This window comes from Empedobacter brevis NBRC 14943 = ATCC 43319, assembly GCF_000382425.1.
GTDB lineage: Bacteria > Bacteroidota > Bacteroidia > Flavobacteriales > Weeksellaceae > Empedobacter > Empedobacter brevis.
The window spans coordinates 216,533-229,909 of the sequence record NZ_KB908293.1; the positions used below are offsets into that span (position 1 = coordinate 216,533).

The window sequence follows — 13,377 nt, forward strand, 5'->3', positions numbered from 1 at the left end:
AAAATGCAAACAGTAAAAATTGAACCTTTTAACATTATCGGAATCTCGATTAGAACGACAAACGAGAACGGACAGGCAAGTAAAGAAATTGCTGAACTTTGGGGTAAGTTTATGTCCGAGAGTATTTTGGAAAAAATCCCAAATAAAGTTGATAATGAAATTTATTCACTTTATACGGACTACGAAAGTGACCACACAAAACCGTATACGGCAATACTTGGTTGCAAAGTTGAAAATTTGGACAACATTCCCAGCGGAATGGTCGGTCAATCATTTAGTGGAGGAACATACACCAAGACAACTGCAAAAGGAGACTTAATGCAAGGATTGGTCGTTAACCAATGGTCTAAAATATTTGAAATGGAATTGGACAGAGCCTATGATGCCGATTTTGAGATTTTCGGGGAAAAAGCACAAAATCCTTCTGATGCGGAAGTAGATTTCTATGTAGGTATAAAACAAGAAACGAATGGGTAAACTAACCTTAAAGACAGACCCAAGAGTAAATGATGTTTTTGCAAATTATCCCGACTTTGTTCGGGATAAATTGCAACATCTTCGGGAATTGGTAATAGAAACAGCGGAAGAAACCGAAGGTGTAACTGTTTTGGAAGAAACTTTGAAATGGGGAGAGCCCAGTTTTGTTACCAAAAACGGAAGCACTTTGCGAATGGATTGGAAAGAAAAAACACCTGACCAATATGCAATGTATTTCCAATGCACGAGTAGATTAGTTGATACTTTCAGGTTAGTCTTTGACCACAAATTTCAATTCGAGGGAAAACGAGCAATCGTCTTTAAATTAAACGAAAAAATTCCTGAATTGGAATTAAAGGAATGTATAAGAGCATCTTTGATTTATCACAATGTAAAAGAACAGATTACATTAGGAATATGAAACTAAATAAAGAAAGCCAGTGGCTAACAATGTATATAAAAAATAGGCGAAATAGTAGTAAATTCAAGGCTTTTGGCTTGTATCAAAGTTTGTGCTTAACCGAAAGTTTCGTGCTTCGAAATCGCCTACTTTTCATATACTAACCGTTGGCAATAATACAAGAAATGATTTGAAACACGGATTTTACATAAAATCAAATAAGGAACAAAATCAGATTCAATTTTTGATTGGATTTTTTGCATTAATAATAATCCTGACTTCCTTATATATTTCCTGGAAATCAGGAATGTATTTATTTGTGATTTTAACTTTCCCAATAACTCTATCTATAATTGCACCTTTCTTTGATACACCTTCCTTAAAAAAAAGCGGAGGTTTAATTTATTATTCACCACTCTTTCTATCTGAAAAACGCAAAAGGGGAATGATTAAAATACACGGAGGAACCTTATTTGATTATGTTTTTGTAATTGACCAAAAGATGAATGGAAAACAAAGAACAAATTTTATAATTCAGCAATATTTAGAAGGACTTTTAAACCTTATTGAAGAGAATGAAAATAATAAGTCTGAAAATATTAAAATTCGTGGTACTAGTTACATAATCAATGAAAGGACAGCTCAACGAATTGGATTTAAGATTGCCAAAACTGATAATATTCAAAAATTAATATTGTTATACAATTGCTTCAATGTATTAATAACATATTCAATTGCAAAAGGTAAATTATCATTTCCGAATTTGAAAGAAACAAAAACATTCGAAACCAACCTAAAAGAACTTGATAAACGAAAAGATTTTATAAGGAGCTTAAATGATAAACTAAAAAGTACTATTGCCAACAATGTATAAGCGTAATGCGGGCGAAAGTGCTAAATTTAAACGAATTGAATATTAACAAACATATGGTTAAACCGAAAGTGAAGTGCTTCTAAACCCGCACTACGCTTATACTTGACCGTTGGCGGTAATGCAGAAATACACTTATGATGAAACTAAGTAGAAAAAAAATAATAGCAAGAGAATTTTTGATTCTATTGACTTGTGTACTCGCTTCAACGATAGCGTTTCTTGGGACATATCCTTACAATGGAGCAATCGACTTTAGGATTACCAAAATGGAAAAGGAAATAGAACCACTTAAGAGTAAAGCTGATAGTTTAACTGATAAAATCTCAGAAAAGCAAGAAAAACAAGAATGGTTTTTCAATGAAAATGTCGATAGATACGGTCCAGATATCGGATATGCAACCTATACCGACTTGTGGAATCGATTGGAAGAAGTCCAAAAAGGCATCATCTGACCGAAATAACTGGCACAAATCGAACCGTAGTATCCAACTATTTATATTTATACAGAAATCTGAGGAAGATTAAAAAGTAAACATTTAACTAAGGTTGCGTATGGAGTGGAAAATAAGAAATGGATAAAACATAGTGAGCGACAATAGAAAACAACGATCCGCTAACAGCACCTACACGCAAGCAGGGGTTTCGTGCTTGGTAGGACTGGAAAGTGCTAAATTTGAAGTGCAGTTCTTCGTAAGAAGTTCAGTGCTAAAAATCCCTGCATGCGTGTAGCTGCAAACCGTTACCCACAATTTGAAGAAACTCGAAATCAATGAAAATAAGTCTATTAATCGGAATTTTATTTTGCTCAACATTATTTGCGTACGGAAATAAAAACGAAGAACGATTTATTTTTTTCCTACACAACCGATTTATAGAAACACACGATTTAAACGAATTACACCCTGAATTTGGACGGACTGAATATCGTGAAATCATAACTGAATTTGAAAATAACGGATTTACAGTCATAAGCGAAAAAAGAAACGGAAATGTAAATGCGAGAAATTACGCAATTGAAGTAATTGAACAAATTGACAGCCTAATAAAACACGGAACTAAACCCAATAAAATCACGGTAATCGGAACTTCAAAAGGTGGATATATTGCTCAATACGTTTCAACTTTGGCAAATAATCCCAATTTAAATTTTATATTTATTGCCAGTTTTAGAAATTCTGATATTCAAAACATACCAGAAATCAATTATTGCGGGAACATTTTGACAATTTACGAAAAAACAGACCCATTTGGAGTTTCAGCCGTGGAACGAAAAGAAAATTCCACTTGTAAAATTGAGAACTTTAAAGAAATAGAACTCAATACGGGATTGGAACACGGATTTATATTCAAAGCTCTAAAAGAATGGATTGAACCGAGTATAAAATGGGCGAATGGAAATTACAACACGGAATAAAAAACTGTGGGTAACAGCGGCTATGCGCCAGGCGGGAAATCCGTCTTCGGTTGACAGATGACGGATGCGGGAAATGCCGTTTTCAAAAGAACTAATTTAGTAAAAAGCCCCGCCCGGCGCATAGCCGCGGAACGTTATTCAGGACTGTTTAAGTTTTTGATCTCCTGACGTTTTTGGTCTATACTGTTTAATAGTTTATTTTCTTCCTCTCTTTTAATCACCAAATTATGGAATTTCTTAGGGTTAAGAGAATAAGTAGAATCGATATGCGATGTTACATGCGGTAGCTCCAATTCTATCATTCGGTAACGCATTTCATACGATTTTCTATCGTCTAATTGTTTGTTCTTCTCGTATAGAACACCGAGACCTAGCGAAATAATGGTAGATAATGCTATCATAACAATGATCAGAGGTGTTGATTTGAGATCAATGCCGTAATGATGTTTTACAATGACCTGATCAGGAATTTCAGCTATCTTTGAAACAATGTCTTTTTCTTTGATTGTTAATACAGCTAATTCCTGTCTAGTTATTGTGGAGATTTCATTAGCTACATCCTGAAGTGTCCCATAATCGTTAATGATCTTAGATAGTACATCGTTTTCTCTTTTAATAAATTGCTTGATCTGTTGTAGTAGTTCCTGATCCTTTGCTCGCATTTCATGAAATTCCTGCATTTTCTTTTCATTTTCAGAAAGTAGGGAGACAATTGTAGGCATTATTCGTACAATATCCTGCGTGATCAAGTCTGTGTTTTCCTGCAATGCGCTTACCTGTTGCTGTATATTTTCTAATTCTGTGTTCATGGTATTAACGTTTTAGTCCGTAATTCTCTTTCTTTTTTCTTTTCTTGATCAACGGATCATCTTGCTCTGGTGTAATTTCAGGGTTCGAAAATAAAGCTGATGTTATGTGACCAAGTGTTTCTCCGATATTTCTGTCTATAGAATGATCCTTCGAAACATAGCTTCCAGTAATTTGATTTAGTTCAATAGAATTATCTATGCTATTTAAAGCCTTGTCGATCTGTCCGAAGCTCAATGAGCGGTCTATGGCAGAACCCCGAAATGTCTGTTCATCTTTGATGAACGAAATACCTTGAACCTCATCCGACCCCAATCTATATTTAAACTGCATTTCCACACCTCTGTAACGGATATAATTTTGTAGTTCCTTCCAGTTTTTACTGTGTCGTATGCCTGCCTTGACGGTGTCGTAAATTTGGTATTTCGTTAGATCATTACCTTTCAGTCTACCTCTGTTGACATTTCGTTTTCCTTCGGACTGCTTAAAGCCATATAATGCATTTAATTCTTTACAAGCTTTAAAGCTCTTATACCGCTGATTGCTATTGGAGATAGTTTTGCCATGATCGTTTACCCGATTAAAAATAATATGGATATGATCATGTTGGCGGTCGTGGTGGCGCACCATTAAGCATTGGGTATCCCTAATATCTAATTTTGATAAATAACGCTTAGCTGCGGATAGCATGATGTCATTATTCAGCTTGTTTTTATCTTCTGTATTCCACGAAAGAATAATGTGTCCGACTGCCTTGCCCAATCTTGGATTCAGCATCCGCTGAAAATTAAAGTCCTGTGTGATGATCTTTGCCGAATCCGTCCGTAATCCATTTACATGGATAATCTCACTATCTTTTTTCAGGGCGTATCCAACGCATCCGCCGAAAGATCGGCCCTCAATTATCTTCGCTATCATGGTGCAGTAGTTTATTGATACAATGGTTAATGTGATGGATCGTATTTTTGCATTCCTGTGCCACCTCAATCAGTCCAGACTGGTGTGCTTTTTTAGTTAGCTGATTTAGATTGTTCGAAGCCCCAGTAATCGCCCTAAAAGCTTTCAATTGTTCTTCGGTAAACCTAGGTGTAATTTTTCGTAGGATCGCAGATTTGCGTACCCATTCCGATTTGCTCATACCTGCAATTTTTGCATTATGCAAAACTCTGTTATGTTCGCTTTCATCGAAACGGACATTGATCCTGAACTGTTTTTTATTTTCGAGTGCGGGTCTTCCGCCTTTTTTCTTGTTATTTTTCATCTTGTTTCTTTTTAGCTGTGACCATCGGGAGCCAATTGGTTTTGGGGTCACCAAAACACAACCTTGCTTCCTACCTATTCGATAGCTTTCTTCCCGATTGGGTGCTATGAATTTGTTCTTTGTGTGATCTGAATATCAGGTAGTCATTGACATCCTTGATCCTGTTGTCTTGCCTCTGCAGTTCTTCCATTCCATTTTTTACGGTGTGCGTTTTCTTAAAATGGCTTCGCAAGCTGTGGTACGATTTTAAACCACTGCTATCTGTGTCCAGATAGCTTGTTATTCTGTTATGTCGCTCTAAGAATGGATATGCTTTTTGCAGATTGGCGGTCGTATTCAGGATACAGAAGTTCGTATTTAGATACGGCTTACCTGCATTCTTTTTTAACGTCATAAAGGACAGCAGATCTGTGAAGCCCTCAAACAGTACAACATCTTTGCTACCGTTACCGATCGTAGTGATCCCCTTTGTCAATAGGGAGCGTTTGTCATAGCTGTTGCGCAGTTCGTATCCACCTGCATCATTCTTAAAACAGACGGCAAAGTACGTCTGTCCATTTGCCGTCCTGTAATAGATTTCCTGACAGTATGCTCTGGCAATTTCAATATCTATTTTGCGTACGTCGGTCAGATAGTCCGTCAGAGCTTTATTCCCGAGAGGCTTAACGGAAAGGATGGTGTACCCCCGTTCATTTTCATGTTGCATGATCGGTACTTTATCCAATACGGTCTGCTGGTGAAAAGAAAGGATATTTTTTCTTTCATCAGCCCAATCCAAAACAGTTGATAGATTTTCCGTATCCAAAAACTTCATCAGGAAGTCAATGTTGTTACCTCCCAAACCATCCGAATGCGAATACCAGATATTTCTGTGTATATCCACCTTTGTCGAAGCGGTTCTTTCGTTTCCTCCATTGAACGGATTTCTAAGCCATGCTTCACGGCTGTTCATTCTGGCACACGGAATCTGCAGGTAATTTAATATGGATATGAGCGGTATGCGCTTAAGTTCATCACATGTCATAATCGTAATCTTTTAAGTAGGTTTAGTTTAGTCTAATACTATATAGGGGCGGACTAAACTAAACCTGTTTTTTTAGTAATAGAATTCAGGATTAAACCGGTAGGTCTTATCGTTCTTGATGACCATCCGTTTGTTTTCCAGAAACGTCTTTAGCTGTTTGGCTTTATTGATGCCGAAATTGAAGCCTTTTGCTAGATAAGCGTCCTTTAATCTTCGGACAAAGTCATCATAACTGCAGGTTATTTCGCTATCGTTAAACATTTCCTGTAACACTTCCCGATGGTTCTCTTTGGAAAGCTCCTGATAGTCGAACCCTTTTCTCGATGCAGTGCCTGACAGGTCAAAGTTCTCGTCCAGTACGGGCAAACCATCATCTATATAAAAGGTAAATGGCTCAAACTCGATATCCCTGATGAACTTTGGGGCCACGGTGCTGTAGTTTGCATCCAGATCGCTTTTGGTGACCTGTAAGATGGATTCTGCCTTATTGTTCAATTCAGTCCCCAAATGGCCTCTTGTGTTGTCATCTCCCTTGTTTAAGTGTAGCACGGTATGGATATGGATATTTAGTTCCTGTGACCATTTCATCAGCTTGCCGGTAATTTCAGTCGCTTCCGTTGCATTATTGATGTCGTAAACAAGATCCCTGATCCCGTCTATGATCACCAGACCTATCCTGCCCGCATATTTGGACAGGGCATATTCGATGATACTAATGCGCTCTTTGGTGGGGTATTCCCTCAAGGATATGAATTTTAGGTTTTCATGGACTTCCGTTGTCGGGTAATTTATGAGCTTGTAGACCCTTGAAAGCAACCTGTGGCAATGGAACTTGCTCTGCTCTGTATCGCAGTACAGCACCAATGGACGGTTTATGGGAACTTTGACCTTGTATTGTAATATCTGTTTTCCGCTCAATGCAGCAGCCACCAATGAAATCACATTGAATGTTTTCCTGCTCTTCGCCTTTCCCGTGGATGCGCTGAAATTCCCTAATGTACCGATAACGGAATCGGAATTGCTGATTGTTATCATGATAGGAGGTTCTAAAAATTCATCTGTTATTTTTACTATAGCCCTGTCCAGTGCCGTGGCTGTGTCCTGGTTAAACGAGATCATTATTTACCTCCTTTGTTCCGGTTGAAGCCGGCCATTGAAGCCACTACCTCCTGTTTTTTGAAATAGATCCGCTTTCCCATACGCATGTAGGGGATACGTCCCTGCTTCATCCACTCGGTCAGGCTGACGAGTGAAATGTCAAGTTCGTCCGCCATTTCCTTTTTGGTCAATAGTTTCTCGGAAGACCGGGTTTCGGTGTTGCTCGATGTGTGTTGCACATCTGAAATAAAAAGGTGAAGTTCTTCCCTTACAGCATCCTTGATGCAATCTTTAAGGGCTTTTTGGTCAAATTGAATCATACTTTGCTCATGTTTATATGTTTAATGATCCGAAGTCGTGGCCACTTTCTTCGAGTGAATTAACATGAGCAAAGTTGGCTTTATGGCCATTTTATAATGCCTTTCGGGGGGTGAAAGGCAAAAATAAATGCTAAACAACTGTCATTCAGCTATTCTTTGGTTTCCGTTTGGATACTTTAATTTCGAAAATTCGATCTTTTTCCCTTAGTGAAGTGGTACTGTCAAAGTAGTTCAGTGCGGTTCCCAATGGTATTTCTTCATCATTGATTTTGAAATGATTTGAAACTAACTTAGCCCATGTTCTGTACGGAAGCTCGGAAAACATAGTTTCTTGATCGGTAGGTTCTAAAGAAGTGTTCGGAATTGCACCAATAGCTTCAAACAGGCTAAACAGATGGTTTTTATCGGCACACCTTACTTTAATCTTATGTTTAGGAGCTACCACAAAATCTTCCAGTTGTTGTTTTAGGATTTTGATCTCTTGTATCAATCTCTGGTTTCGCTCACTTTCGGTACCGATAATTCCCCAAACGTCACGTGATTTCAGCCTGTCAATAAAGTTTTCAACCTTTTCGATATATCCTTCGTATTTTTTCTTATCGTCCCAGAAATACGATCTGTTTTTTGCCTTTGATCTGAAATGTTCTATCTCATCTTCACATACAGTGATCACTTTTTTGAAGAATTTTTCTTCGTTTTTACTTTTACTCTGTTTGAAAAAGTAATCTAAATGATATTCATAATAGGGCGTGAATCTTTCTGGATGCAGTAATAGCACTTTGTTCACAAAGTGTTTGTCTGACATTGATCTGGGCTGTAAAAAGCTCAATAAGGGGAGACCGATATCGAAATAATGGTTTGAAGAGTTGAAAGCCTGTTTGTATTTAAAAAATCTGTCTGCCATAATTTTAAAATTTATTGAGTGCGTCAATTAACGAATCTGTGCTTGCCGATTCATATTTCATTAAAGTCCGTATGTCGGAATGTGCAGTTAGTTTCTGCACAAGGGTGATCGGTACGTTCCTGCTTAGCAGGTTCGTTACCATTGATCGCCTGCCGACATGGCTCGATAGAAAGTCGTACTTCCTTTTTTCTATCACCAGCTTTTGCTTGCCCGAATACCTCGTTATCTTGATGGTCTCGTCCAGTCCGGCAAGTTTTCCGACTGTCTTTATATATTCATTGAACTTCTGGTTGGAAATCTTGGGTACGTTGTAACCGATACGTTCCAAAATATCCTTTGCAGGGGCTATGTACCCCTCAAAAGGTACGATTACCCTTTTCTTGACCTTTACCGAAATAAAGTCCCAAGCATTGTTTTTTATATCCTTTGGATCGAAGTTGATCAGATCCTCAAATCGTTGCCCTGTGTAGCACAATAGACAGAACAGATCCCGTACTCTTTCCAGACTGGGTCTGTCCGAAAGATCATGGTTCATCAGTTTCTCTATTTCGGCTTCGGACAGGGCAATGATCTCATTGTAGGCTTTCTTCTTGAAATTTGTTTTTTGCGTTTTGAAAACATCGGGATGCACCAGATAATCATTGTCGTTGCACCACTTTAGGAATACCTTTAGCGTGGATATGTATTTGTGTATGGTGTCATTTAGCAAACCTTCCTTTTCTTCATCGTTCGTATTCCTCTTCTTGCTTAGGAATACCTCAAACTGGTCAAGAAATTTGCTGTCCAGTTCCCTAAGGACAAGATTTATACCTTTCTGTTTTTCAAAGTCTTCCAGACCTTTAAATACCGTCCTGTATTCTTTTAATGTGCCTTCTTTGACAAAATTGGATTTATAGGACAGGAACTGTATTTTTAGACGGGAAATGGATATTTCGTTGCTTACCGCATTGTCCCTGTCGATACAGCCCTGTATGATCTGTTTATAATCCTCCTTGGATAGAAACTGGTTTTTGTCTTTTTTGCCCATTGCTTCCCGGATGCAGAGATTGGCAAGGTTGTTCAGCTCGACATTGAATTCCAACGCTCCGCTGGCACTTGGTTTAAGCCTTTCCTTTTCAAAATCCCAACTTTTGGGCAATATCTTATAGTTTGTCCTGTATTTTATCCTACAGGATTTATCCGGTGAAAAGAAGAGGTACAGCGCAGTGGGCGATGGATTCCAGAACTTCTGTGCAAGGTTTTTCTTTTTCCCTCCAATCTTTGCCAGTTCCTGTTTGACCTTTTCAGGCGCAATATCGGGGTTATAGGGCTTGTCTAAATAAAAATTTACTTTCATATTTCTCGGACATATTTCGGACAAAAATGCTTAATATTACCATATTTCACCTTTGCATGGTTAGGTAAAGATAAGTAATAGAATGTGTAAACACCTAATAATCAGATTAAAATAAGAAAAGTAAAAGTAGAGTATGATAACGGTTCGAATCCTGCCACCCCGACAAAACCTTTGTAATATTTACAAAGGTTTTTTTTATACATTTACCTCATGAAATCTATCTTAGGTAATAAAGAATCTGTCATCTCTTATTCAGTTGCTTCTCTTTTTATTTTAATTATGATTGCAACGGCAGTTGTTTATAAAGATAAAGAAATTATTTTACCGGAAGTCGCAGCTTTATCTATCGGAATTTTGACATTTCGTGAAAATAAATGGCTACAAAGACCTTTTCATATTTTCCTCCTTCCATCCATTACAGCTATTTTAGGTTTTGGAATTAATTTTCTACCTATTCTATTTTCTTTCAAATTAGCCCTTGTTTTAATAGCCATGTTAATCGTATTACGATTATTTAAAAGTCAGCTCGCTCCTGCATTAGCAACAGGCTTATTACCTATTGTAACAAATGCTCATTCTTTCCTGTTTTTATTTGCGCTATTTTTATTTGTCTTTCTTCTTTTTTGTTGTATAAAAGGATTCAAAATCAAACCTACCGAAAACTCAGTTCCAATGATTTATATAAGCCACAACAGATGGTTAATTGGCTTGTGTATGATTTGGTTCACCGCATGTTATTTTAGCGGTTTTAAACAATATTCGGCTATTCCTCCTGTTATTGTAATCGCTTTCGAGTCTTTAAATAACCCAACATTAAAACTATCTGTAAGACTAAAACGTATTTTTACCATGTCCTTTCTAGCACTGATTGGTTGTTTAACAATGCATTATCTAGACAACTGGATAATTATCGGACTCGTCAATTTAATCGCTGCTACAATTACATTAAAATTAACTGACCTACGTTTACCGCCAGCTTATGCAATGGTCATTTTACCTATGATTATGCCGGTAGAATCGCTCAAACTTTTACCTTTAGCAACATTGATGATGAGCATCTTTTTTATGTTAGGAATTTACATTATTCAAAAAATTACTTCCCCTGAAGCAATTGATTTTAAATAAAAAAAGTCATTCTATTCAGAATGACTTTAGAAAAACATCAATACGTTTCTTCAATTGATTTTACCATATTATAAATCAATTCATTGTAAGGTGTCGGAATGTTATATTGTTTTCCCAACTGAATAATTTCTCCCGAAAATTCATCCACTTCAGAATAACGTTTTGCTTCGCGATCCTGTAACATAGAAGTTTTTCCTTTTTCATCAATCACTTTCATTGTCGACTTCATACGATTTACCTCTTCCTGTCCTATCGCAACACCATGTGCATTTCCCACTGCCAGAACTTCATTGGAGATTAAATCTATTAATCTTTCAAGGTGCTGATTTGTTCGGAATTCGCCATAAGGAAATTCTAACAGGAAAGTCAACTGGTTTCCTACAACATTCACTAAATACTTTGCCCATTGCGCTTTCTGAATATCATCGGATAATTGATTTGGTATTTCCGCCTCATTCATCAACTGATGTAAATCGATTAATTTATCACGGTTAACCTCTTCCATTTTTCCGAAAATAATTTTCCCTATACTCGAAAAAGTTACTTGATTCTCCTTTTTTACAGCATCCATATAAGCAACAGCATTCACAACACAATTCCAACCAAAATGTGCTGCTAAAATTCGCTCCGACGAAATTCCATTCATTAAACTTATAATCATCGTATTCTCACCAACAAAGAGTTTCATATCCTCTATTGCAGTTGGTAACTGTGAACTTTTTACCACTAAAAAAATATAATCCGGAAAATTACCTTCCTCAACCTTGGTGACATAATTGAAATTATATCCCTTCCCATTGACAAAGATTCCTTCATTTTGATAGCGATTTTTTCGCTCCTCGTTTACAATTACACGGACAATTTCAGGATTATAATCATAAAAACTGGCTGCATATTTTGCACCTAAAGCTCCTAAGCCCAAAAAATAAATTGACTTCATCTTTTATTATTTGAATGAAAGATAAATTTAGAATAAAATCAACAAGATTTAAGAATTTAGGTCTTTAAAATATCAAATGAAATATTTTAAGGAAAGTTTTGATAAATTTTTGACAGGTCTTTTGGATTGAGATATAAATAATAAATTAAATCCCTCAAACTATCAAGACCTTCATTTGAATCGGTGTTGTTATCCTGAACAAAGTCTTTCTTAAAAACATCATACAGTTGATTTGTTTTTCTCCAATCCTCTTTTGAAGCAATTTTCTCAACTGATTTTTTCATATTTAATTTAGCTAATTCTTCAGGCTTTTTATGAAGCGATTCATAAAGAACACTCAAATTATTAATATGATTTACATAGTTATATGTCTCATTTACCATAAAGTAACTCAATAAAACTTTTTCATCTTCCGAAAATTTCAAACTCGAAATTAATTTCATTTCATTCCCCAACCACTCAAAAGCTGATAAACCTATTTGAGAGGCATTTCGTGTGACTACCATCAACGGAACCGGTTCTGCATTCGCTATTTTGTTTAAAACTAAGTCTGCTTTTTGATTAATCCCATACAATACATTACTTTTTGGAGCGAGACATTTCAGATCATAACCACAGTTATACCCTAAAGTGATCACCTCTTCCATTTCAGAAAAAATGCCTGTAGGAGCATCATCATTTAAACTTTCAAAATTTTGCCAACAACTATCTTGATATTTTTCTTTAAAATCATTCATATACTCATAAGTACGCTTATCTATATTCCAAATGAGATCAAAATTAAAAGCAAAAACATTGATAAATTGCATTGTTCTACTTTGTGGATTTTCATCAACAAATTTTTGATACACCTCAACTTTTGGTGATTCTGTATCATAATCATTCATCAATGCAAGTAAAAATCGTTCGTTGATCGGAATTTTAGATCCATATTTTTTTTCTACCGATTTTTTGAATTTCTCTTTGTACTCAACAAAATAAGATTTCTGAGTATCATTCAGGACAAAATAAACTTCCAGTTCGGAAATCAAGCCAACTTTTTTTCCCAACTCGTTTTTATTGTCAAACAAATATTTTTCAAAAGCTACATAATCAATTCCTTTCTCTTTCGTTTGAACTAAAATAGTTTCTTCAGGATAAACTCTTGAATCGAAAGGCAGGGAATACAAAAAAGGACCATCTGCAAAAAGTTGAACAGGCAATAGAATAGCCAATAAAAAAGTGAAAAATAGTTTTTTCATAGCATTGATTTATATAAATCTAAAAATTAATTTTCATCAAATCTCTGGTTTTCTTTCAATTTAACATTAAAACAATCAAAATAAAACATTTCTAAACTATTAATCCAGATAAGACAATTCTTCAAATTGTTCTTTTTAAAAATACTTTTTACATAT

The 13,377-nt window shown here is 36.1% G+C and carries 16 protein-coding genes; 6 read left to right on the forward strand and 10 right to left on the reverse strand.

All coding sequences use genetic code 11. From position 1 onward, the window contains the following. Positions 1-3: 3 nt before the first annotated feature. The 5 genes from H277_RS0106275 to H277_RS0106295 all read left to right on the forward strand — a co-directional run bounded on the left by H277_RS0106275 (position 4) and on the right by H277_RS0106295 (position 3,165). Complete coding sequence (locus H277_RS0106275) at positions 4-477, forward strand: GyrI-like domain-containing protein (protein WP_019974735.1); 474 nt, start codon at positions 4-6, stop codon at positions 475-477. Next, a complete protein-coding gene (locus H277_RS0106280) occupies positions 470-898 on the forward strand; it encodes a DUF1801 domain-containing protein (protein ID WP_019974736.1) in 429 nt (142 codons plus the stop codon). The genes H277_RS0106275 and H277_RS0106280 overlap by 8 nt, the downstream gene beginning before the upstream one ends. A 424-nt stretch (positions 899-1,322) precedes the next feature. Next, entirely contained in the window at positions 1,323-1,751 is a 429-nt protein-coding gene (locus tag H277_RS20490; RefSeq protein WP_244874882.1) for a hypothetical protein, read from the forward strand. 137 nt (positions 1,752-1,888) lie between these two features. Further along, complete coding sequence (locus H277_RS0106290) at positions 1,889-2,203, forward strand: hypothetical protein (RefSeq protein WP_019974738.1); 315 nt, start codon at positions 1,889-1,891, stop codon at positions 2,201-2,203. Positions 2,204-2,520: 317 nt separating this feature from the next. Next, the gene (locus tag H277_RS0106295; protein ID WP_019974739.1) at positions 2,521-3,165 is read left to right on the forward strand and encodes an alpha/beta hydrolase; all 645 of its coding nucleotides are present in this window, start codon (positions 2,521-2,523) and stop codon (positions 3,163-3,165) included. A gap of 134 nt (positions 3,166-3,299) precedes the next feature. On the opposite strand, the gene H277_RS0106300 is transcribed toward H277_RS0106295, so the two are convergent. The 8 genes from H277_RS0106300 to H277_RS0106335 form a co-directional block, all read right to left on the reverse strand. Then, positions 3,300-3,932: a hypothetical protein gene (locus H277_RS0106300; protein ID WP_244874883.1), complete on the reverse strand. Its 633-nt coding sequence runs from the start codon at positions 3,930-3,932 to the stop codon at positions 3,300-3,302. A gap of 46 nt (positions 3,933-3,978) precedes the next feature. Beyond that, the gene (locus H277_RS0106305) at positions 3,979-4,890 is read right to left on the reverse strand and encodes a relaxase/mobilization nuclease domain-containing protein (protein WP_019974741.1); all 912 of its coding nucleotides are present in this window, start codon (positions 4,888-4,890) and stop codon (positions 3,979-3,981) included. Then, positions 4,871-5,233 carry a plasmid mobilization protein gene (locus tag H277_RS0106310; RefSeq protein ID WP_019974742.1) on the reverse strand — a complete coding sequence of 121 codons (363 nt, stop codon included), beginning with the start codon at positions 5,231-5,233 and terminating at the stop codon, positions 4,871-4,873. Before H277_RS0106310 ends, H277_RS0106305 begins: the two co-directional genes overlap by 20 nt. 70 nt (positions 5,234-5,303) lie before the next feature. Continuing rightward, a complete protein-coding gene (locus H277_RS0106315) occupies positions 5,304-6,257 on the reverse strand; it encodes a toprim domain-containing protein (RefSeq protein ID WP_026357446.1) in 954 nt (317 codons plus the stop codon). A gap of 72 nt (positions 6,258-6,329) precedes the next feature. Continuing rightward, positions 6,330-7,376: an AAA family ATPase gene (locus H277_RS0106320; RefSeq protein ID WP_019974744.1), complete on the reverse strand. Its 1,047-nt coding sequence runs from the start codon at positions 7,374-7,376 to the stop codon at positions 6,330-6,332. Next, positions 7,376-7,675, reverse strand: a complete 300-nt coding sequence (locus H277_RS0106325) for a helix-turn-helix domain-containing protein (RefSeq protein WP_019974745.1) — start codon at positions 7,673-7,675, stop codon at positions 7,376-7,378. The genes H277_RS0106320 and H277_RS0106325 overlap by 1 nt, the downstream gene beginning before the upstream one ends. Before the next feature lie 145 nt (positions 7,676-7,820). Beyond that, positions 7,821-8,579 carry a hypothetical protein gene (locus H277_RS0106330; protein WP_026357447.1) on the reverse strand — a complete coding sequence of 253 codons (759 nt, stop codon included), beginning with the start codon at positions 8,577-8,579 and terminating at the stop codon, positions 7,821-7,823. A gap of 4 nt (positions 8,580-8,583) precedes the next feature. After that, a complete protein-coding gene (locus tag H277_RS0106335) occupies positions 8,584-9,915 on the reverse strand; it encodes a site-specific integrase (RefSeq protein ID WP_019974747.1) in 1,332 nt (443 codons plus the stop codon). Between the two features lie 210 nt (positions 9,916-10,125). Here H277_RS0106335 and H277_RS0106340 point away from each other — a divergent pair, with 210 nt between their 5' ends. After that, positions 10,126-11,040: a hypothetical protein gene (locus H277_RS0106340; protein WP_019974748.1), complete on the forward strand. Its 915-nt coding sequence runs from the start codon at positions 10,126-10,128 to the stop codon at positions 11,038-11,040. Positions 11,041-11,077: 37 nt separating this feature from the next. Here H277_RS0106340 and H277_RS18730 read toward each other — a convergent pair whose 3' ends face one another. Both H277_RS18730 and H277_RS0106350 read right to left on the reverse strand, forming a co-directional pair. Continuing rightward, positions 11,078-11,980 carry a ketopantoate reductase family protein gene (locus H277_RS18730; protein WP_019974749.1) on the reverse strand — a complete coding sequence of 301 codons (903 nt, stop codon included), beginning with the start codon at positions 11,978-11,980 and terminating at the stop codon, positions 11,078-11,080. 86 nt (positions 11,981-12,066) lie between these two features. Continuing rightward, entirely contained in the window at positions 12,067-13,221 is a 1,155-nt protein-coding gene (locus tag H277_RS0106350) for a hypothetical protein (protein ID WP_019974750.1), read from the reverse strand. Positions 13,222-13,377: the final 156 nt, after the last annotated feature.

What these genes read in the sequence shown, in the direction of transcription:
- H277_RS0106275 (WP_019974735.1), top strand. Translation starts at nt 4, where the DNA reads ATGCAAACAGTAAAAATTGAACCTTTTAACATTATCGGAATCTCGATT.
- H277_RS0106280 (WP_019974736.1), top strand. Translation starts at nt 470, where the DNA reads ATGGGTAAACTAACCTTAAAGACAGACCCAAGAGTAAATGATGTTTTT.
- H277_RS20490 (WP_244874882.1), top strand. Translation starts at nt 1,323, where the DNA reads ATGATTAAAATACACGGAGGAACCTTATTTGATTATGTTTTTGTAATT.
- H277_RS0106290 (WP_019974738.1), top strand. Translation starts at nt 1,889, where the DNA reads ATGAAACTAAGTAGAAAAAAAATAATAGCAAGAGAATTTTTGATTCTA.
- H277_RS0106295 (WP_019974739.1), top strand. Translation starts at nt 2,521, where the DNA reads ATGAAAATAAGTCTATTAATCGGAATTTTATTTTGCTCAACATTATTT.
- H277_RS0106305 (WP_019974741.1), bottom strand. Translation starts at nt 4,890, where the DNA reads ATGATAGCGAAGATAATTGAGGGCCGATCTTTCGGCGGATGCGTTGGA.
- H277_RS0106310 (WP_019974742.1), bottom strand. Translation starts at nt 5,233, where the DNA reads ATGAAAAATAACAAGAAAAAAGGCGGAAGACCCGCACTCGAAAATAAA.
- H277_RS0106315 (WP_026357446.1), bottom strand. Translation starts at nt 6,257, where the DNA reads ATGACATGTGATGAACTTAAGCGCATACCGCTCATATCCATATTAAAT.
- H277_RS0106320 (WP_019974744.1), bottom strand. Translation starts at nt 7,376, where the DNA reads ATGATCTCGTTTAACCAGGACACAGCCACGGCACTGGACAGGGCTATA.
- H277_RS0106325 (WP_019974745.1), bottom strand. Translation starts at nt 7,675, where the DNA reads ATGATTCAATTTGACCAAAAAGCCCTTAAAGATTGCATCAAGGATGCT.
- H277_RS0106330 (WP_026357447.1), bottom strand. Translation starts at nt 8,579, where the DNA reads ATGGCAGACAGATTTTTTAAATACAAACAGGCTTTCAACTCTTCAAAC.
- H277_RS0106335 (WP_019974747.1), bottom strand. Translation starts at nt 9,915, where the DNA reads ATGAAAGTAAATTTTTATTTAGACAAGCCCTATAACCCCGATATTGCG.
- H277_RS0106340 (WP_019974748.1), top strand. Translation starts at nt 10,126, where the DNA reads ATGAAATCTATCTTAGGTAATAAAGAATCTGTCATCTCTTATTCAGTT.
- H277_RS18730 (WP_019974749.1), bottom strand. Translation starts at nt 11,980, where the DNA reads ATGAAGTCAATTTATTTTTTGGGCTTAGGAGCTTTAGGTGCAAAATAT.
- H277_RS0106350 (WP_019974750.1), bottom strand. Translation starts at nt 13,221, where the DNA reads ATGAAAAAACTATTTTTCACTTTTTTATTGGCTATTCTATTGCCTGTT.